The following is a 19,742-nucleotide window of genomic DNA, read 5'->3' on the forward strand; positions in this document are numbered from 1 at the left end:
CAGAAGTGATGAAATCAACTGAAGACATTGAAGATACTGAATACACTGAAAAGGAATATCCCTATTCGACGATAACGGACAAAATCATTAAGTGCGCTATTGAAGTCCATAAGATTTTTGGACCTGGCTTCGTGGAGGGTATTTATGAGAATGCGCTCATTTACGAACTTAAGAAGAATGGGCTAAGGGTCGAGCAACAAAAACTGATAGATGTAAAATACAAGGGAGAGTGCGTAGGAGAGCACCGGCTTGATCTATTGGTAGAAGACACGGTAATTGTGGAAAACAAGACAGTAACAGAGTTCAATGATATCCATTTTGCCCAGATACTGTCTTACCTAAAAGCCACTGAGAAAAAGATCGCACTGTCGTTAAACTTTGCGGATACTAAAATTCAGGTAAAGCGGGTTATATTGTAATTTCAGTGACTTCAGTGGTTCAAAACGAACTTTATGGTAGGGGGGGCAAGGATGAAGAATTTATTAAATACTGTTGCATTTGGAATAGCTCTCGCCGTGGCGTGCAGCTGCACGGGTACGAAGAAATCTGCCGAGCCACAGTTCGGTCAACGCGCCGGGGCAACAAAGGAGGGGGAAGTGAAAGCGAAGGCTGCGGATCGGAGTTCTCTCTCTCGGGATGAGCAAAACACGCTCCTCAAGATCGCGAGGGATACAATCGAGGAATATGTGAAGGAAAAGAAAACCCCTGACTTGAAGAACTATATCCTCACCGACCGGCTGATGGAAAAGCGCGGCGCGTTTGTCACCATCACCAATGCCACCCAATCGAGCCCGGTGTATCCGGAGGCGCTCAGGGGATGCATCGGAAACTTCATCTCATCGAGCCCGCTCGCCGAGACCGTCAGGGAGATGGCGGTGTCGGCGTGCAGCAGCGACCACCGGTTCCCGCCGGTCTCCGAAAAAGAGCTCGGGGACATAAAAATAGAGATCTCCGCCCTGTCACCGCTGATGCCCGTTGCAGACCCGCTCTCGATACAGAAAGGGGTCCACGGCATATATATTAGGGACAGACACGGATTTGACGGCGGGACATACCTGCCCCAGGTGTGGAGCGAGCATTTTCCCGACAGAGACGCCGAGTTTTTCTGGAACCATCTCTGCCAGTACAAGGCGGGGCTTCCCGCTGACGCCTGGCGGCATCCGGATCGGTACGAGGTGCTTGTGTACACCGCCGATGTGTTCGGAGAGTGATAAACAACAGAGACGGCGAATGGGCGAGCCGGCGAAACAGAGAAAAAGTGAAACAGCGAGACGGCGATAATATAACGGGAGATAATGACCACTATTAAGAGCTATAAGGAGCTCGATGTTTACCGCAGAACAATGGATGTCGCGATGGAGATATTCCAAATCACAAAGGCTTTTCCTTCGGAAGAAAATATTCCCTGGTAGATCAAATTAGGCGATCTTCGAGATCGACGTGCGCAAATATTGCGGAAGCGTGGCGCAAAAGGCGATATGTAGATGCATTCATCAATAAACTGAGCGATGCTGAGACAGAGGCGTGCGAATCACAGGTCTGGATTGAGTTCTGTAAGCGATGTGGTTACATCAACGAGCGTGATGCAACTCGATTGGATGACCAATATGACCATATAATGGCTCAATTAATAAAGATGATAGAGAATTCAGATAAGTGGACCATCAAAAAGAAAATCGATTAAGATTTATTATTGTCGCCGGTTCGCCAGCTCGTAGTGGACAAGTGTACTATCGTGAATAACGCATACTATCCCAAGAGGATAGAAAAGAAATGGCAGCGGCACTGGGCCGAGAGCGGCCTCTTCAATGCTCCTGATAATTCTAAGAAACCAAAGTACTACTGCCTCATGATGTTTCCGTACCCCTCAGCGGCACTCCACGTCGGCCATGGGAGGAACTACATCATCGGCGATGTCGTCGCTCGCTACAAGCTCATGCGCGGCTACAATGTGCTCACACCGATGGGGTGGGACGCGTTCGGGCTCCCCGCCGAGAACGCCGCGATCCAGGGCGGCCTGCCCCCGTGGGAGAGCACGATGCGCAACATCGCCACCATGAAGCGCCAGATGCGCGACTGGGGGGTATGTTACGACTGGACACGGGAAGTAACCTCCTGCACTCCGGACTACTATCGTTGGACACAGTGGATTTTCCTCAAACTGTACGAGAGGGGACTTGCGTACAGGAAATTGGCCTCGGTGAACTGGTGCCCCTCCTGCCCGACGGTTCTCGCAAACGAACAGGTGGTTGATGGGAAATGCTGGAGGTGTTCCAGCCCCGTCACCCAGAAGGAGCTGGAGCACTGGTTCTTCAAGATCACGGCGTACGCCCAGAGGCTCCTCGACGATCTGGATCAGCTCGATCACTGGCCTGAGCGGGTGAAGACGATGCAGCGGAACTGGATCGGCCGGAGCGAGGGCTGCGAGATTGACTTTCGCCTCGTCTCAACCGGCGAAACGGTCACCTGTTTTACCACGCGCCTCGACACGATATACGGAGCGACATACATGGTCCTCGCGCCGGAACACCCCATGGTCAAGAAGATCAGCCGGGGAAGCCCGCGCGGGAGGGAGATCGTGAAGTTCGCGGAGGAGGTGAGCAGGCAGGATCGTTTCATGCGCTCTGCCGATGATACGGAGAAGGTAGGCCTTTTCACCGGGGAGGAAGTGTTCAATCCATTTACCGGAGAGAAGATTCCGCTCTGGATATCGAACTATGTGCTCATGGAGTACGGCACGGGGGCGGTGATGGCTGTCCCCGCGCACGATCAGAGGGATTTTGAGTTCGCACGGAAGTATGAACTCCCGATCCGCCTGGTGATCCAGAGCCCGGAACGCAGCCTCGACGCGGGGGAACTCGATCGGGCGTACGAGGGGGACGGCATTCAGGTGAACTCAGGCGCGTTTGACGGTCTGCCGAACAGGGAAGCGATGGAAAAGATGGCCGATCTCATGGAGACGGAGGGGTTCGGCAGGCGAACGGTGCACTACCGCCTTCGCGACTGGCTCATCTCCAGACAGCGCTACTGGGGCGCACCGGTGCCGATTGTCTATTGTGATCCCTGCGGCATCGTGCCTGTTCCCGAACGAGAACTCCCAGTGGTGCTCCCCCAGGATGTCCACTTCAGCCCCACGGGCGAATCCCCGCTGGCGGGCTGTGCTTCCTTTGTGAACGCGAAGTGCCCGCGCTGCGGTGGGAAGGGGCGCCGGGAAACGGATACGATGGACACCTTCATAGACTCGAGCTGGTACTACCTGAGGTACATATCGCCGCGGGACAGCGCCCGGCCATTTGACCCGGCGCTTGTCAACCGATGGCTGCCGGTGGATCAATACATCGGCGGCGTCGAGCACGCCATACTCCATCTTATGTATTCACGCTTCATTACCAAGGCGCTGCAGGATATGGGATATGTGAGTTTCGCCGAGCCGTTCACAAACCTCTTCACGCAGGGCATGATCATCAAGGATGGAGCGAAGATGTCAAAGTCAAAGGGAAACACGGTGAGCCCGGATGCCCTGATCGAGAAGTATGGAGCTGACACTGTCCGCTTTTATACGCTCTTCATAGGACCACCGGAGAAGGATGCCGAGTGGCGCGATGAGAGCGTGGTCGGGGCGTACCGCTTCCTGCGCGGTTTCTGGGAGCTCTTTTTCTCCGTGCTCGACGAGGTCAGGGGCGCGGCGGGGAACGGGCAGGCATCGCCCTCGCCCGAGGCAGCAGCGTTGAGGCGGAGCACGCATAAGACCATTCAAAAGGTGACGTCCGACATAGAAGAGGATTTTCACTTCAATACCGCGCTGGCATCGTTGATGCAGCTCGAGAACATGGTGAGGGATTTCCTGCGCAGGCCGGAGGCGAGGAGCCGTGAGGAGACGGCAGCGCTCGGGGAGGCATTGAGAACAATGGTGGTGCTCCTCGGGCCGTTTGTGCCGCATATCGCTGAAGAACTCTGGGAGGCGCTCGGTGAGAAGGAAAGCATCTTCACGCACCGGTGGCCGAAGTGCATCCCGGAGCTGCTCGAGGAGCCGGAGCAGACAATCGTAGTGCAGGTGAACGGGAAGGTGCGTGGGAGGGTGACCGTCCCGGCGGGAACTGGAGAGGAAAAGGTCATCGAGCGCGCGCTCGCCCATGAGCGGGTGCGGGCGCATGTTGAGGGGAAGCGGATGGTGAAAACCGTCGTGGTCCCGGGGCGGCTGGTGAACATCGTGGTGGAATAGCGTGGGAGCCGCGGATTAATGAAACAATAGATGACACTGCTGTCCAAGATAAATGACTTTTCGGTGGACCCCCCTCAAATATAAGGGCTAAAACGGCGTTTTGGACGATTTTGCGCCTGGTTCATTTTGAGGTCTCAGAAAATGCTGTCCAAGAAATCAGTCCCAAAGATCGAGTTGTACCCCTCCAGGTTCAGCAATCGGCGTCTGGAAGGGTGCATTCAGCCACGCCCACAAATCCCGATAGGTCAACAGGTTGAACCGAAGCATTGCTGCCAGGTTCGACAGACTCCATCTCCAGGTCGCCTTCATCTGGAGGAACTTCAACAGCAGCATCGCGATCAATGCTGTCCAAATCTGCACCTTCACGGCGTTCTCGCTGGTCCCCACGAAGGTCTTGACCTTCAGGTACTGCTTCAGCGCCTTGAAAAAGATCTCGATCTGCCACCGTTCCTTGTAGATGGTGGCTACGGTGCTCGCTGCCAGGTGAAAGATGTTTGTCAGCAGCTCGATCTCCCGTTGATGCTCTTCATCCCAGACCACAATCCGCCGAAGCAGAAAAGGACATTTATCCTGTGCTCCCACCCCCGTCAGCCGGATTGTCTCATCCCGCAGGATGTTTCTCTTTTCCGACTCCCGATGCCGTCGCACCACCCTGTACCGGGCATTCTCCTTCATGCGGCTGACAAAGAGCACTCCCTCCCGCGTCCAGGCTGCAAACAGCCGGTAGTCGTTGTACGCCATGTCCATCGCCACAATCGTCCCCGGCTTAAAATGCAGGTTTCTCGCGGCATTTACCTCATGCGTCTTCCCCTCCGTGACCCATGCCCAGCACGGCAGATACCCTTGATGATCCAGAAGCAGGTGAAGCTTGATCGCCCCCTTTGTCCTTCTGAACTTCGCCCAGTCGAAGGCACTCAGACACAAATCAATAACCGTGGCATCCAGGCTGCGCAACGGGTTCTTGAACCGGAACTTCCGCTTTTGCCCGGCGGCAAGATCCCGGCATTGCGTCAGCAACTGATAAAACAGCGCCTCATATATCCGCCAGGTGCGATGCTCGTTCGCATAGGCAAGGGTCGACCGATGCGGCGCCTTCCTCAATCCCAGATGGACCACCTTCCCCAACGATGTCGCCAGTCCCCCGCATATCTCCCGCAGCGTGTGGGCCGCCCCCATCTGACAAAACAGCATCGCCACAAACTGATCCCAGCACGAAAACCCTTTCGCCCCTCGTTCCCCCTGATGCGCTCGAACAATCCGCTCAAAGTCATATCGGGGGATCAAAGACAACACTTGCGCAAAACAGCTTGCCACCCGTATCATGATGACGCCTCCTTGATGTGGTGTTGCGGTGCGCGTGCACCGCTCCGATGGTTGTGTGAGAACTCCATCTTACCTCATCATGGAGGCTTTTTATCTCAGGTTATTTGACTCCTATTTTGGACAAGAGTGGTATTATATTGTGAGAAAAATCAAGGGAAACGCGGCGAAATAGAACGAGTCAGCTATGGAGGGTACCAATCTGTAGGCGTTCGATTTATCGAACCCGGGCGCGATAAATCGCGCCCCTACGCCACAAGATATTTTACGTTTCCCTCATAATCAACCCATTCCCGAAACAGCATGAAACTGCTCTGTATATCACGGAAATATCCGCCCTCCGTCGGCGGGATGCAGCGGATGAACTATGAGGTCATCCGCAGGCTCGCCGCGGCGACGAATGCGATTGTGATCAAGTGGGGAGGGTCGCAGCTCTACCTCCTGTTCTTCATCTACTGGGCGCTCATTCGATCTCTTCTTCTTCTGCCGAAGAGGAAGAGGCCGGACGTCATATATCTTGGAGACGCATTACTCTCCCCCCTCGGTTTCACGCTCAAGAAAATCCTGCGCCGCCCCGTCGCCGTCACCGCCCACGGACGCGACCTCACATTCCGATTTCCCCTGTACCGTAGGAAGATCGGCTTTTCCCTGAGGAGGCTCGACCTGGTCATCGGCGTCAGCAGGCACACGACAGAGCTCTGCCGTGCCATGGGAGTTCCGCCGGAGAGATGCGTCACCATCAACAACGGGGTCAATCCGGAAGAGCATGTTCCCACGCCGGAGGACATCAGCGCCGCGAGGGAATGGCTCACGGCACGGGGAATTGAACCTGGCATACCCATCATCATGACGGTGGGGCGACTTGTGAAACGGAAGGGAATCGCGCGCTTTATCAGTGAGATATTTCCCCTCCTCACTGCCTCCTTCCCGAAACTCCTCTACATCGTTGTGGGAGAGGGCAAGGAGAGGAAATCGATCGAGAAGGCAATCACAGAGCACCGCTTCGGTGGCAACGTGATCCTTGCCGGTCGGCTCCCCAATCACCTTGTCAGAGGGCTGATGGGCGTTTCCAAAGTTTTCGTGATGCCCAACATAGCCGTGCCGGGCGACGTTGAAGGATTCGGCATCGCAGCACTTGAAGCGAGCTGTGCGGGGCTCCCCGTCATAGCCTCAGACCTTGAGGGCATCAGGGATGCGGTGACCGATGGAGAGAACGGGTTTCTCATCCCCCCTGGCAATCCCAGAAGATTCGCCGCTGCTATTGAGATGCTTCTAACAAATGAGCGAAAGAGGCAGGAGGCCGGGGAGCGCGCCAGGAAGTTTACCGCTGAGCACTATAGCTGGGACAAGGTGGCCAAGAACTATCTGGTGAAGCTAGAGAATATTACTAAAACTCGAAACACTAAACCATAAATCCCAAACAAACACAAAACACAAATTTTCAAAAAAGTTGTTTTGGTTTTGGATTTTGTATTTTGGATTTATTTAGAGTTTCGTGTTTCGAATTTCGGGTTTCATGGGTAGTGAACAACAGGTTAGCAGTGCAATATCTGTGTTCAACTCTGGTCCACATTTGACACTATCCTTGAAATGACTTGCGCCACTCCTCTTCCAGTGCCGCCATGTCGCGCGAGATCGTCTTGCTCAGCGCCTTGTCAATGCCATCACCCGCGTCGATGTTGTCGAGGATCCTCCTGACATTATAGACGCCGTAGCGGTCGGCAATGAACTTCACAACCGACAGGGCCTCGCAGTATGCCAGGCCGAGTTGCGCCGACGAGGTGTTTTTCAATACTGCCGACAATTCCTTGAGCGGAATAAATGTTCCCTTCTGCAGGGCCTCGCTGATCTGGGCCTCCTTATTTTTTTCCCAGGCCTCTGACTCATACTCCGCGATCCCTTCATTGAGCCAGAGCGGGCAGCGGTTGTGCGTCAGGAAGTGCACCGCGCCGTGGGCGTACTCGTGCATGAGCACGCGCCGCAGCATATCCCTGTCCCTGTCGGTGTCCAACCCGCCCACGGGCACCCGTATCTTCCCGTCGTAGACACCGCCGACATTTTTAGGCTTGTCGAGCAGGTCGCGGAACTGGCCCCCCGAGTAGATGACCACCGCTATTTTCTGGCGTGGATAAAAATTCAAATCAGAACCGACCTTCCCCCGCGCCTCTTCGAGCGCGTCGATCACCGCCCTCCCGACGCGATAGTCCTTCTTGCCGTCAAAGCTCACCGTGAAATTCACGTGGCTGTCCACGTCGAACTCTTTCTCCACGGAATACTCGCGCTCGATCTTCTGGAGCACCGACTGGACCTCCGTATCGGAGGGGATGAGTCTGGCCGCGATCCTGAGCTCGTCGAGCGCCTCCTTCATCTGCCCCTTCCAGTAGAGGATGAGCCCGCTCATCTTCCGCGCCAGGGCGTTGTCGGGGTCGCTGCTCAGGGCGCCCCTGAACTCGTCCAGAGCCTCTTCGCGGCGATTGTCCTTATAGAGCGCGATCCCGAGGTTGTTCCTCAACACCGCACTCCCGGGCTTGAGGCTCACCGCGGTTTCCAGGACTGAGACAGCCTCGTTGTATCGCCCGGCGCGTATGTGGACGTTGGCGACATCGTTGTATGCCGCCGCCAGGTTGTTTTTGAGCGCCTCGTCCCCAGCCCCTAGGCTGATCGCCTGATCAAGCCAGTGCACCGCATCCTGCAATTCACCCCGCACGATGAGCTCCTCGGCCTGCCTCAGGTATGCACTCGCAAGGTTCACGGCGATGGTGCCGCTCTTCGGGTCAATGCGCCTCGCGGCCTCAAGCTTGGCGACCGCCTTCTGGAGCTCACCCTTGTTGATACACTCCACTCCCTCATTGTTGAGGATGAGGGCGTCATTGCCCTGAGCGCGCCCGTCCACCACAAACATTGTGGTGAGCGCGAGAAAAATACCGGCACCCGCGCTGAGGAGAGCGAGTCTAGTCTTTCGAGTCATAGCTGTACTCCAGAATCTCTATTTTGAGGGCCCCGATCAGGTTCAATAGTTTCGCCTGCGAGAGGAGATCGCCGCTCGCGAATTTGATGTGCGTGGCGTCTGCCTGACTCTGGCCGAATGTCGGATCAACAGCAACCCATTTCCCCACGAACGCCTCCGCCCACTGGTGATAGTAGAAGCCGCCATCTTCCCCGCTGCAGATAATACCCGAGACCTCCCGCGCGGGGAGACCCGCAGCCCGTGCGAGCGCGACGTAGAGGACGGAGTGCTCGGTGCAATCCCCCCCGCGGCTTGCCAGGACATCGAGGGCGTTGGAGAACGAAGCGCTGAAACGCTTTGTGAGATTCTCATATACCCATTTCACGATCGCATCGCTCGCCTTGAGGGCGTCGCACTCATCGCCGACAATGGCGCGCGCCCGGGAGACAATCTCGGGGGCGTCGCTCTGGACAAATATGCTCGGATCGAGATCAGATGAAAAATCCGCTTTCTCAAGTGGGAGCTGCGGTATCTCTATATCAGAGAGATCCTCAATGTTCACGACGAGCAGCGCGTCGCCGCGTGGCTGAATGTCATATCGCTGCCTTTCGGATTGTATGAAAAGTGAGCGGTCTTTGACACCGCTCAACCGCGCCCTCATCTCCGTTACTTCCGAGGGATCTTCGATAGGTCTGTTCGGCGTGATCACCGTGGAGAGGATGATGTCGCTCCGGTAATCTATGTTCTTCGCTGTTTTTTCATCCTCCAGACGCATGATGAATCCGCCCCCGACCTCCGTCTGGAGCACTTCCCCATCTGATTGCAGCAGCGAGGTTGAGGTGACCCCCATCTCCTTGAGCGTCGTCTCAACCACGTAGGTCTCAGCGGGTACGCCCTGCATGATTTTCTCTTGGATCTCTTTAATACGGCTCACCGCCGTGATGGTTTTCTGGAGCGCGGGCTGGTACTGAGAGAAGCTGATCTCATCTCCAACCGTCGCCCCTTCCTTGACGAGGCGCTCTTCTGCGATGTAATCCTCGAAGCGCTCTCTAGGGATCTCCACGGTGGATGAGCGCTGCTTTCCCCCCACAATAGAGGTCACGTGCATTGTGCCATTCTTCATCCGGCCGATGAATTTCATCCTGCTCTCACCGGCATTCGTGTCACTGATAAAAAACGCGAGGCCCTCGCCGAGAACGTACGTTCGCTTCTCCGTGATGGTCATTTCCTGGGGGACGCCGAGCATTTTCACCTGTGCGTGAAAGGTGAACGCGACGGTGATAGCCGGCTTCCCCTCATAATGCTCCTGGCTGATCTCGCTCCTCGCGTAGCCTATCTTCTGCTCCTTGAAGTATACTCCATACCACCGTTCACCCAGATAATTTTTAACATTTTCCGCCGTAAGCGAAGGCTTGTAGACCGGCCTGCCGCCCGGGCGGGGCGGCGCGGCGCATCTCACGCCGGACAGGCATATGATTGCAAGGGCCGCGATAAAAGGCCTCGTAAATTTATTCATCTCATTTATTCCGGTTATTCCGTATATGATAAACTATTCAGCAGCGTATTACTCGCGAAAAATTGCATCGGCGTGATCATCGCCAACATACGCGCGCTCACCTCTCTATCTCCTTAACCAACCTCACTGCGAGACACCCATTGCCTGCTTTCCGGAGTAAAGCGTGACGGATAGAGATCAAGATAGCCAGCAACAGGAAGGGCGCTGAGGGGATGTGCGTGATATCTTTGAGGAAGACAATGTGTGAGAGGGTTACGCATTGTGTTTCCTCATTCTACCCCATGGATTCAGCCCGTTAAAAATAGCGCCCCATAATCCCACGACGAGAAACGCCAGCCCGCCCCAGCGCTGCCAGCGGGCTAACGCCCCACTATCCGGCTCGACGTAGTATCGGTCGGGCTTCCCCGGATTGTAGTGCACCGTTACGCGTTTCCCTGCGGGATATTTTGCGGCATACCGCTCGGCTCGCGACCTATTGCCGAACCTTTTGAGCGGAAGGACACTGATCCTGTTTCCCCGATACGGCATCCCCTGCACCTCATATGAAACAATTATCTTCGGGGCATATCGCCTCCCATGCCTTCCTCGCTCAGCTTTCACCCCTGAGTTGAGAACTATCCCCTCTGTCACAGGCCAATTCTCGGCTCGCCGGGAGGCATGATCAACCCATGTGGCAAGGAGCGAGATAGCAACACCAACAGCGAGCACATTGATGAAATAGGGACGGAAGCCGGTGTGGGCATCGATCACGTGGAGGCCGTGAAACTCGCCTTTCTGAAAAGGCTCTCCAGTATGATTCTCCACAGCGTATAGATAAAGAGCCGCTTTCCAAATAAAGCTCAATGTTCTGAAGCAAATGAGTAGAAATACAAGATACACACCGAGCACAATTCCGATATAGACGACGAACGGCTCACCATATCCATGCAGTTGCGCGAGCGGCATAATGGAGAAGACCATGAGCGGGAATATCAACGCGACCAACAAAGCTCCGACGGAGAACTGGCCGGTAAATGTTTCTCCCCATTTTTGCCGCACGATCTCAATAGAGCGCGCGATAACCTTCTTCGGCCCCCCTCCCTCAAATACAATCACGGGAAGCGCAAACAACGTCACGACATCCCATGTCAATCCACCCAACCACGCAAGCATCCTCTTCCTTTTCTTGAGGACGCTCATAACTACCGCTACAATCGCAACTACTGCCGACCATTTGAGGATGGACAGCATCCGTGCACGGGCCGCGTTCAGGCCGTCCGTGATAGTGGCCCTTCCAGTCTTTATACTGTCATAGGTGCAACGGATCAGCGCGGCCCCGAAGAATGCATCGGTGAAAAAGAGACCGAAGCAGAAGATGAACAGGCCCACAACATAGCAGCCCGACATGGAAGCAGCCGAACATTTCAGACTATCCAGGAATGGGAGCAACTGACCATTCCCCTTTATGCACAAGAAAAGGGAGATGATCGAAAAAAGAAAGCCTGCGATAAATAAAAGGCTGAAAAAGAGCGAGAGCAGCGGGAAGACGATGAGTTTTTTGTGCGCTAGTAGAAGCGCGTAGCTCTTGTAAAAAATTGCCAAGCCGCGACTAATACGCCCTTTTCTGGGGGAGGGTCCTCTCTCATAGCCATTACTTCTGATCAGTTCCACGCCTAACCTCCTTTCAGGCACCTACCGCTTCCCATGGGTCCGCGACCGGCCCCTGAGAGCACGATGGCCATGACGACTCCTGAATAGCCCTCTTTCGCACGCGACGACGAACCCTTCCGCAACACCCTTAAGGCCCTCCCACTCTTTTCGTATCCTTGCTGCCTCGCCCTTATCAATAGTGCCATCGTCAACGGTGCTTTTTGACACCTCTTCTAATATAGACCGGTGATGGAAAAAGGCCCAAGTCGGCCGCGATGGATTTTACCCCGATCTTGCCGATTGCCCTTTTGAGCGCCTCGTACGATTCCATGCCATACCCTCTCTCATTGTCATCATTTTACTGTAACAAGCTCCGGCGCGGAGATGACATTACAAAGCGATGCTATTTTTATAACGCTCCAGTGGCGGCGCGTGATTCTCACACATGTCAAACATGAGCCCCTACAGCCTATTGTGCGCAGAAAGGGATGGAATTCCTGATTTTTTCACACCTTCTGTCCTATTACGCAGGCCCGGGTTTTCGTCCAGCCCCCATGCGCGAGATTATGCTATAGTGTCATCCTCAGGCAACGAGGGAATTCCTTCGGTCAATCCACTAAGAACCGGACACAATGGCCATCACCCACCACCCTATCGCGATCATCGGCGCCGGCCCTGCCGGCTCGTCGCTGGCATTCCTCCTCGCCCGCGGAGGACTCCCGACTCTCCTCTTCCATGCCCCGGGAGAGGAGAAACACTGTGGCGGGGGGATCCCCGCGCGCACGCTTGACGAATTCCCGTGGCTTAATGAATTGACGTTCCCCCGCAGGGAGATTTGCCGCATCACACTGATATCGCCCAATGGCGTATCCTGCGACCTTGAACTCACAAGGCCTATAGGAATCGTTGCGCGCTCCAGTTTTGACGAGGAGCTCCGTCAGTGCGCGCGGCGTTCGGGCGTACGCATACTCAACGAGAGGGTGCGCTCACTGCAGCGAAATGGGCGGGGCTGGCTCATACGCACGGATATTGCTGAATACCACGCCGCGTTCCTGGTCGGGGCCGATGGGGCGGGGAGTCTTGTGCGCCGCACGCTCTCGGCTCGACTCCCTACCTCTTCGCTTTCCCTCTGCGCGGGATACTATTTCACACCCCCTGATGAGGAGAGGATCACCATCGGCTTCCTCAAGAGAAGGGCTGCCTATGCCTGGGTTTTCTCGCGGACTGGCTCTGCCTCCGCCGGGATCGTCGCACCGCTCGCCGGGAGCGACAGGAACACACTGCTCGGAGAACTGCGGTCGTGGCTCGGCAGGGCATTCCCCGCCTATCGATTCGACTACTCAACGCCCTATTCAGCCCTTGTGCCGACCTACACGCCCGATACCGGCGCACCGTCCGGCAACGGATGGGCGCTCGCCGGCGACGCAGCGGGCGTCGCGGATCCCCTCACGAGGGAGGGAATATATTTTTCCATCAAATCAGCCGAGATCCTCGCCACCGCCTTCCTGAACGGCCATCCTGAGGATTACGGGAGAATGCTCACCGCACTCCTTGAGAAGCGCCACCGTGCCGCGCTTTTCCTGAGGAGGTACCTACTTATGCTATTCTTTACCGAGCGCGCTGTGAGACTGATCAGGAAACGTCCTTTTGCCCAATGCGCTATGGAGCGATTTTTCTCCGGCTCGCTCAGCTATGGCATATTAAGCCGCGATATGCTCACATCTCTCTTCAGATAACTGAGATTGTATCATACAGACCCGTTGCTAATTAAGGAAATACCGCGCTCTGACGCTAAAATTCATGCGGTTTCTGGTTGATTTCTCTTTGGTTGATTTCTCTTGAAAAAGTCTTGCTCTTTTAATAATATGGCCCCGTAAAGGAGGTAGTGTTATGAAGATCAAGCAGGGAGACGTGCTGGTGTGCGGCCCCGAGGCCGGTTGCGGTATAAAGGTCGTCGTCATTGAGGCATGCGAAGAATTAGATTGCGATCTGAAGTGCTGCGGAAAGAATATGGTACTTGCTCAGAAACAAGAGAATCCTGATGTCTGGAAGCAGTATCGCAAAGAAATCGAGACCGAGGGATGGCAGAAGCACGCCACGCCAAAGAAGAAATAGCTTCTGAAGGTTTAGCTATATCGCATCAGTAAAAGAGGCTCTTCAAAAGAGCCTCTTTTATTTTGTCCCGCCGCGTCCATCCGATCGCTTATGATCGCCGAATACTATTCTATTCTTAATGGAATTCACATTTGTTATAGTCTGACGTGCCGGTTTGCCGGTTGATACGATAGCCCCTCCATGAACTACGAATAATATAGAAATGTTTTGCCCTGGCGTATGAACACATCTATCCGCTCCGTCTCCATGCAAGGCATCTCAAAAAGGGCTTTTATCCTCTTCATGCTCCTATGGGTTGTCTTCCTCGCCGTGCAGCAGGGGGATAACTTTGACGAGTCCGAACACGCGCACGACGCCTGGCTTATGGGGTGTGCAGGAAAACGACCGTACAGGGATTTCTTTCAGCATCATAACCCCCTTCTATGGGATCTGTTGAAGGCATACTACCTCCTCGGGGGGACAGGCCCTTCAATTCTATATTACGGCCGGGCGCTTGTGGTGATCAGCGCGCTCATCTTTGCTTATGGTCTCACGACGCTCGCAAAGAGATGGTCATCATAAGGCGGATTATTTTGGGGAAACATGTCAGGTGTTTTCACCATTGCGTTTTTTTCCTGTTTATTCCCCAGGTTGTTTGTAATAAGATCGGAAATCGCCGGCTTGATGTTTTTCACAGGTTCGCTCATTCTATGGATTCGCCCACAGGGTGGTTCAGGAATGGTATAAAAAACGTACAAATCCCTTAAAGGATTTTCTCTCCGGTATGTTCTTCGGCGCGGCGCTCTACGCGAGCCCTCGCTTCATACCGCTGTGTGGCGTATTTGTACTATTCCCCGCTGAGAGTCTCACGTCACTTGAATTGAATCTGAAGCGCCTGATAAATCTCCTCCTCGGGTGCGTCGTATTTATCATCGGTTATAGCGCGGTCATGGGGTATTCTCTTTCTCAGCTCTGTTTTAATATCCTTTTCACTGTTGTATTGGGGAAAGTTGGAGACGGCTATTCTGGGCTCGTGACCAACATTCTATGCCATGCCGATGGTGGATTACGAGAACCGGGTGGGCACCACGGTGCATAAGGTAAAAGAGAAGTGGGGATTCGATCTTCCCGAGTGCAATTATCTCAACGATATTGTCACTCAGCGACCCGTGCTACTTGACTTCATAATGGTTTATGTCCTGCCCAGGAGCGACCGGCCTGAATTTATCAAAATAATGAACCGGGACTACTATCCCTGTCCGCATTTCCGAGACATCGGCATCCTCAAGAACAGGCCAGCACCTGACATCCACTGAGAATACCAGCCGCACTCCCATCGGCTGCAGCCAGGGAGATGGGATTATTGAGCCTCGTTAAAAACACAGGAGACCGAACTGCGCCCGGGCTTTCTCTTAAAGAGAGGCCCACTTTTGAATGTGCGGGGACCTGAATCGCTACTGGCTGGTGATTGTATTCTCGAGGAATGTGGCGAGGTGTTCACCCATCATCGAATACGGGAGGATGATCTCCGTGGCTCCCGCGTGCTTTAGTTTCTCAACCTGGCCGGGGGAATCGGCAATGGCGACGATTTGCGCCTCCGGCGCGAGCGCGCGGCAGGTCTTCACGAGACGGAGGTTATCAATCAGGAGAGTCCGCGGTTACTCATTGTTTGTTCATGAGTAGTTCAGGCTAAGCGAATTGGAGATTATTCTGCTAAACCCGGGCCGCTTGCCTGTCGCACAGCCCCGCCTGTCACGCGCATAAAAAAAGCCCTGGTCTCAACGACGAGACCAGGGCCTTCATTCGCCAGTTCAATGTTACGATTTCTGTCGAACAACATTTACTGCCTGTTGGCCTTTACGACCAGGGGCGATGTCAAATTCCACAACCTCACCTTCGTTGAGGGTTTTGAAGCCCTCTCCGGTAATTGAGCTGTGGTGCACAAACAAATCTTCACCTTCCTCGGGCGTGATGAAGCCATAGCCCTTGCGGTCGTTAAACCACTTTACTGTACCCTTAGCCATTACAACCAGCTCCTTTCCTACAAGCCTGTACTCCCTACCGTCATGCACCCGCGTGCAACCCCAGGTATCACGAGGCAGGTTTTCATGGCTTACCTTGCCCTGGCTCAAAAAAAAGACCGCGAGTTGAGTACTACCATCACGGTCAAAGGCTACGCTCCCCATTTGAACCAAGGCGATACCCTAACTTTAATAACTGATAGTTTATCAAACCGATTAATCCCGTCAATAGAAAAATTGCATTTTTCACCCGCGGTTCTCACCACGAATAGCACGAAGAAAAAGTAGGTTAATAAGCCTATTCCTCTCTCTTCGTGACCTTCGTACTACAAGTGTGCAAAACTTTTTAATTTGAGAAAGTTTTTCGCTTGGTATTCGTAATTTTCTCTACCGTAGAATGTTGTGTTCAGTGAATTCAGTGTCCCTGCCCGCCGGCAGGCAGGTTCAGTGGTAAAAATTGGGGAATGTCCCCATGTCCCCCCCATTTTCCGCATTGACGAACGGCACGGGAATGACTATACTGTTTTCCCGCGACGCTCACTTATACAAGAGAGGTGAATCGCCATGAGAGCATATGAAATTATTCTCAAGAAGAGAGACGGCCGCACGCTCGACAGCATGGAAATCGAATTCATGATCTCCGGGTACACAAAGGGGACCATCGCCGATTATCAGATGGCGGCATTCCTCATGGCGGTCTTCATCCGCGGGATGGACTCCCAGGAGACCACCGCTCTCACGCTCGCAATGCTCCACTCGGGAGACACTATAAATCTCAGCGCTATCGGGAAAAAGACGGTTGACAAACATTCCACCGGCGGCGTGGGAGACAAGACGAGCCTCGTGCTCGCGCCGGTGGTGGCTGCGAGCGGCATCCCGATCCCCATGATGAGCGGGCGCGGCCTCGGCCACAGCGGCGGCACGCTCGACAAGCTCGAATCGATCCCCGGTTTCCGCACGAATCTCACCGAGAGCGAGTTCGTCGCGGCGGTGAAGACGGTGGGGCTGGCAATCATCGGCCAGACGAGGAGTCTTGCTCCCGCCGATAAGAAGATCTACGCGCTCCGCGATGTCACGGCGACGGTGGACAGCATCCCCCTCATCTGCGGGAGCATCATGAGCAAGAAACTCGCCGCGGGACCAGACGCGTTCGTCTTTGACATCAAAACCGGCGGGGGCGCGTTTATGAGCACAATGGAGTCCGCGGAAACGCTCGCACGTACGATGAACGCGGTGGCGCACAACATGAAAAAGGATGTGGTGACGCTCATCACCGACATGAACCAGCCGCTCGGCTACGCGGTCGGCAACGCACTTGAAATCCGCGAGACACTCGCCGCGCTCGAAGGCCATCCCCCCGCCGACCTGAAAGAACTGGTCCTCGGTCTCGCGAGCTGGATGATGGTATTCGGCGGCGCGGCAAAGACGCCGGAAGAGGGATACCGGATCGCCGAGGGGAATCTCATGAGCGGCAAGGGGCTTGAGAAGTTCAGGCAGATGGTGGCCCAGCAGGGCGGAGACCCCGAAATCGTGGATGATCCCGATATCCTCCCGACTGCACAGCACACGGAGGAGATTGCCGCCGCCAAGGACGGTTATATCACCGCAGTCAATGCCCTCGAAATAGGCCTATGTAGCGTGGCCCTTGGCGCGGGGAGGGAGAGCGTGGATTCGAAGATAGACATGGCGGTGGGATTTCTTATCAATAAGAAGATCGGAGACAGGGCGAAAAAGGGAGAAAGCCTCATCACCGTGCATTACAACGACCGGAAGAAAATGGAAGCGATCAAACAACGCCTGGAAAAGGCCTTCACGATAGGCGAAAAGGCCGTGAAAAAGCCCCCGATGATCTACAAAGTGATAAAGCCATAATTCAAACGATGCATCCCTCTGCCGCAGAGACAATTGCGGTGCGGCAATGCCTCAGTCTTAGGGGGTATGATAGAGTATATGTCATACCCGCGAAAGCCTGTCTATGCCGAAGCGGTCGCTGACGCTCCAGAGCTTTAGCGACGGGGCGCTTCGCGCAGGCAGGCGGGTATCCAGCACTAAATCCTCTCATAACCTACTCTTGGCGTTATTTTTCTCTTGCGCGCATAAGACCGAAATGATAGAGTTGCACAATCTAGGAAAGGAGGTGTGTAGATGAAGTGGCTATCAGCAGTGGTGGTACTCCTGGTGGCGCTGCCCTTGGTGTGCTGCTCGACCCTCTACGCTAAGGGTAAAAAGGGAGCACTCAAGGAGGGAGAGAAGATTGACATTAACACAGCGAGTGCGACTGAGTTAATGAGGCTCCCGGGGGTCGGCGAAGTGAAATCGGAAAAAATCATTTCCAACCGTCCCTACAGTAGCGTTGAAGATCTTAAAACAAAAAAGATCGGTGTGGGAGACAAAACGCTCGAAAAGTGGCGTCCTAATTTGACCTGCAGTGGAGCCGCAGCACCCGCAGCAGCAGAAGTGAAGGCAGAGCCGGAGAAGAAGGTTGAGCCGAAAGAGGCTGCGCCGGAGATGCCGAAAGAGGAGATGCCGAAGACGGAATAAGTTCTTCCCGCTTTAGCACAAAAGGGGAACCCGCAAGGGTTCCCCTTTTTTCTTCTCTACGCATACGCTCACGACGAGGTCGCGCGAGAACATCACTGTAACTTAAATCGCGAGAGTAGTCCCGTCGGGAATACAAAGTTTTTCGCGCCGAGCATCTCTGCGCCTTTTTCAGTGAGTATTGCGAACATCAGGCGGCTCCGCGCAACCGCTCTCTCCCCGCAGCTTATGAGGCACTCCACGCTCGCCCCTTCCTCGCGCAGCTCTTCCACTCCGGCGTGGATAATGAGCCTGTCGCCGGGGCGGGTGATCGCGAAAAATTCCGCGCTGTCGATCTTGGCGAGGATGACATCTCTTTTGAAATTGACGCTCTTCCCGACGAGGATGCCGGCGGTCTGCGCCATTGATTCTATGAGGAGGCTGTGCGGCATGATCGGGAAGCCGGGATAGTGGTACTCAAGGTAGTCCGCGTTGGAGGGGACTGTTTTTACCGCCCTGGCGTACTCCCCCTCCTTGAGCTCGAGTATATCGTCAATGTGGATCCAGCGCATAAAATGACAGGATTACATGGTAAGGATTAAGTAGTAAGCACTTATTTCTTACTGCTTAGTGCTTAATCCTTAATCCTGGCTGTTATTTTGAATTTCCCCATATGAATGCCTGTGCGATGGTGTGGTTCCCCGCCGTGGACACGCAGGCTTCCACGCGGGAACCGCCCAATGTCCTCAGCCTTTGGAGAGCCTGACCGCGCAGGGTTACTGACCACCGGCCGTTCTCTCCCCTCGTGGCGCACACCTCGCTCCATCTCATCCCCTGGCCCCATCCTCTTCCCAGTGATTTAAAAACGGCCTCTTTTACTGCAAACGCGCATGCCATTCTCCTGATGAGGCATCGGCTGGCATTGAGGGGAGCTGCACTCCGCGCATTCCCGGCTCTCGCGAGTTCAGGAGGACCAAATACACGATTCAGCCGTAGCGGTCCGTAAGAAAGCAGCGTGCGCACCTTGCTGATCTCTACAACATCAATGCCAATGGCGACAAGCTCACTTGAGCACGTTCGCGACATAACGGTTGATGAGATCAACGGTGAAAAGGCTCGAAAAATTGCTTACGCGGGGGTCTTTTTCAAACGCGGCGAGATTCGCGTACGGCATGCGCTTCCTGAGTTCCTCTAGCCCCTGCGCGGTGACTTTCCCGTCTTTCACAAAGGTGCTATTGGCGAGGATGTTGTCAGGGAAAAGCCCTCCACGGGGTATTTTGATACCGAAGGCCTTTTCCAGCCTGAAGACAATGTCAAGAAAGTCGATTGATTCGGCGCCGAGGTCGTCCATGATTCTCGCCTCGGGCTTGATTTCCTCTTCATCAACGCCAAGCGCCTCCACCATACAGGTTTTGACCTTTTCATACACCTCGTTCTGATTCGCCATTGTCGCCTCCTGAAATTGCAAAACAAGCG

20 protein-coding genes and 1 pseudogene are annotated in these 19,742 nt (G+C 54.5%); 11 read left to right on the plus strand and 10 right to left on the minus strand.

Features of this window, described 5'->3' with window-relative positions; translation table 11 throughout:
• The first annotated feature begins 8 nt into the window (after positions 1-8).
• The 4 genes and pseudogenes from NTX71_10670 to leuS all read left to right on the plus strand — a co-directional run bounded on the left by NTX71_10670 (position 9) and on the right by leuS (position 4,222).
• Complete coding sequence (locus NTX71_10670; GenBank protein ID MCX6340359.1) at positions 9-419, plus strand: GxxExxY protein; 411 nt, start codon at positions 9-11, stop codon at positions 417-419.
• A gap of 51 nt (positions 420-470) precedes the next feature.
• Positions 471-1,211, plus strand: coding sequence for an AmmeMemoRadiSam system protein A (gene amrA / locus NTX71_10675; protein MCX6340360.1), 741 nt, complete (start codon positions 471-473; stop codon positions 1,209-1,211).
• 84 nt (positions 1,212-1,295) lie between these two features.
• Positions 1,296-1,684, plus strand: a pseudogene (locus tag NTX71_10680) (four helix bundle protein).
• A 51-nt stretch (positions 1,685-1,735) separates the two neighbouring features.
• The gene (gene leuS, locus NTX71_10685; protein MCX6340361.1) at positions 1,736-4,222 is read left to right on the plus strand and encodes a leucine--tRNA ligase; all 2,487 of its coding nucleotides are present in this window, start codon (positions 1,736-1,738) and stop codon (positions 4,220-4,222) included.
• A 156-nt stretch (positions 4,223-4,378) separates the two neighbouring features.
• Here the strand turns inward: leuS and NTX71_10690 are convergent, their stop codons facing one another.
• Entirely contained in the window at positions 4,379-5,545 is a 1,167-nt protein-coding gene (locus NTX71_10690; GenBank protein MCX6340362.1) for an IS4 family transposase, read from the minus strand.
• Positions 5,546-5,845: 300 nt separating this feature from the next.
• Here NTX71_10690 and NTX71_10695 point away from each other — a divergent pair, with 300 nt between their 5' ends.
• Entirely contained in the window at positions 5,846-6,955 is a 1,110-nt protein-coding gene (locus tag NTX71_10695) for a glycosyltransferase family 4 protein (GenBank protein MCX6340363.1), read from the plus strand.
• A gap of 166 nt (positions 6,956-7,121) precedes the next feature.
• Here the strand turns inward: NTX71_10695 and NTX71_10700 are convergent, their stop codons facing one another.
• The 4 genes from NTX71_10700 to NTX71_10715 form a co-directional block, all read right to left on the minus strand.
• Complete coding sequence (locus NTX71_10700; GenBank protein MCX6340364.1) at positions 7,122-8,510, minus strand: tetratricopeptide repeat protein; 1,389 nt, start codon at positions 8,508-8,510, stop codon at positions 7,122-7,124.
• Entirely contained in the window at positions 8,494-10,005 is a 1,512-nt protein-coding gene (locus NTX71_10705) for a transglutaminase-like domain-containing protein (protein ID MCX6340365.1), read from the minus strand. The genes NTX71_10700 and NTX71_10705 overlap by 17 nt, the downstream gene beginning before the upstream one ends.
• A 252-nt stretch (positions 10,006-10,257) precedes the next feature.
• The gene (locus NTX71_10710) at positions 10,258-11,655 is read right to left on the minus strand and encodes a DUF6159 family protein (protein ID MCX6340366.1); all 1,398 of its coding nucleotides are present in this window, start codon (positions 11,653-11,655) and stop codon (positions 10,258-10,260) included.
• Between the two features lie 187 nt (positions 11,656-11,842).
• The gene (locus NTX71_10715) at positions 11,843-11,965 is read right to left on the minus strand and encodes a hypothetical protein (protein ID MCX6340367.1); all 123 of its coding nucleotides are present in this window, start codon (positions 11,963-11,965) and stop codon (positions 11,843-11,845) included.
• 301 nt (positions 11,966-12,266) lie between these two features.
• Between NTX71_10715 and NTX71_10720 the strand changes: the two genes are divergently transcribed.
• From NTX71_10720 to NTX71_10735, 4 genes are all read left to right on the plus strand, one after another.
• Entirely contained in the window at positions 12,267-13,370 is a 1,104-nt protein-coding gene (locus NTX71_10720) for an NAD(P)/FAD-dependent oxidoreductase (GenBank protein ID MCX6340368.1), read from the plus strand.
• A gap of 154 nt (positions 13,371-13,524) precedes the next feature.
• Positions 13,525-13,749 (plus strand): hypothetical protein, encoded by a 225-nt coding sequence (locus NTX71_10725; GenBank protein MCX6340369.1) that lies wholly within the window; start codon positions 13,525-13,527, stop codon positions 13,747-13,749.
• Between the two features lie 219 nt (positions 13,750-13,968).
• Entirely contained in the window at positions 13,969-14,310 is a 342-nt protein-coding gene (locus NTX71_10730) for a hypothetical protein (GenBank protein MCX6340370.1), read from the plus strand.
• A 470-nt stretch (positions 14,311-14,780) separates the two neighbouring features.
• On the plus strand, positions 14,781-15,044 hold the full coding sequence (locus tag NTX71_10735) for a hypothetical protein (protein ID MCX6340371.1): 264 nt from the start codon (positions 14,781-14,783) through the stop codon (positions 15,042-15,044).
• A gap of 138 nt (positions 15,045-15,182) precedes the next feature.
• Here NTX71_10735 and NTX71_10740 read toward each other — a convergent pair whose 3' ends face one another.
• The gene (locus NTX71_10740) at positions 15,183-15,371 is read right to left on the minus strand and encodes an NAD-binding protein (GenBank protein MCX6340372.1); all 189 of its coding nucleotides are present in this window, start codon (positions 15,369-15,371) and stop codon (positions 15,183-15,185) included.
• 174 nt (positions 15,372-15,545) lie between these two features.
• Positions 15,546-15,752 carry a cold-shock protein gene (locus NTX71_10745; GenBank protein ID MCX6340373.1) on the minus strand — a complete coding sequence of 69 codons (207 nt, stop codon included), beginning with the start codon at positions 15,750-15,752 and terminating at the stop codon, positions 15,546-15,548.
• Positions 15,753-16,313: 561 nt separating this feature from the next.
• Between NTX71_10745 and NTX71_10750 the strand changes: the two genes are divergently transcribed.
• Together NTX71_10750 and NTX71_10755 are read left to right on the plus strand one after the other, a co-directional pair.
• The gene (locus NTX71_10750) at positions 16,314-17,621 is read left to right on the plus strand and encodes a thymidine phosphorylase (GenBank protein MCX6340374.1); all 1,308 of its coding nucleotides are present in this window, start codon (positions 16,314-16,316) and stop codon (positions 17,619-17,621) included.
• A gap of 273 nt (positions 17,622-17,894) precedes the next feature.
• Entirely contained in the window at positions 17,895-18,290 is a 396-nt protein-coding gene (locus NTX71_10755) for a helix-hairpin-helix domain-containing protein (GenBank protein ID MCX6340375.1), read from the plus strand.
• A 92-nt stretch (positions 18,291-18,382) separates the two neighbouring features.
• On the opposite strand, the gene NTX71_10760 is transcribed toward NTX71_10755, so the two are convergent.
• The 3 genes from NTX71_10760 to NTX71_10770 all read right to left on the minus strand — a co-directional run bounded on the left by NTX71_10760 (position 18,383) and on the right by NTX71_10770 (position 19,713).
• Positions 18,383-18,838, minus strand: a complete 456-nt coding sequence (locus tag NTX71_10760) for a beta-hydroxyacyl-ACP dehydratase (GenBank protein MCX6340376.1) — start codon at positions 18,836-18,838, stop codon at positions 18,383-18,385.
• 82 nt (positions 18,839-18,920) lie between these two features.
• Complete coding sequence (locus NTX71_10765; GenBank protein ID MCX6340377.1) at positions 18,921-19,352, minus strand: 4'-phosphopantetheinyl transferase superfamily protein; 432 nt, start codon at positions 19,350-19,352, stop codon at positions 18,921-18,923.
• Positions 19,330-19,713, minus strand: coding sequence for an acyl carrier protein (locus NTX71_10770; GenBank protein MCX6340378.1), 384 nt, complete (start codon positions 19,711-19,713; stop codon positions 19,330-19,332). Before NTX71_10770 ends, NTX71_10765 begins: the two co-directional genes overlap by 23 nt.
• Positions 19,714-19,742: the final 29 nt, after the last annotated feature.

The organism is Candidatus Auribacterota bacterium (genome assembly GCA_026392035.1).
Classification (GTDB): Bacteria; Auribacterota; Tritonobacteria; order UBA1439; family UBA1439; genus JAPLCX01.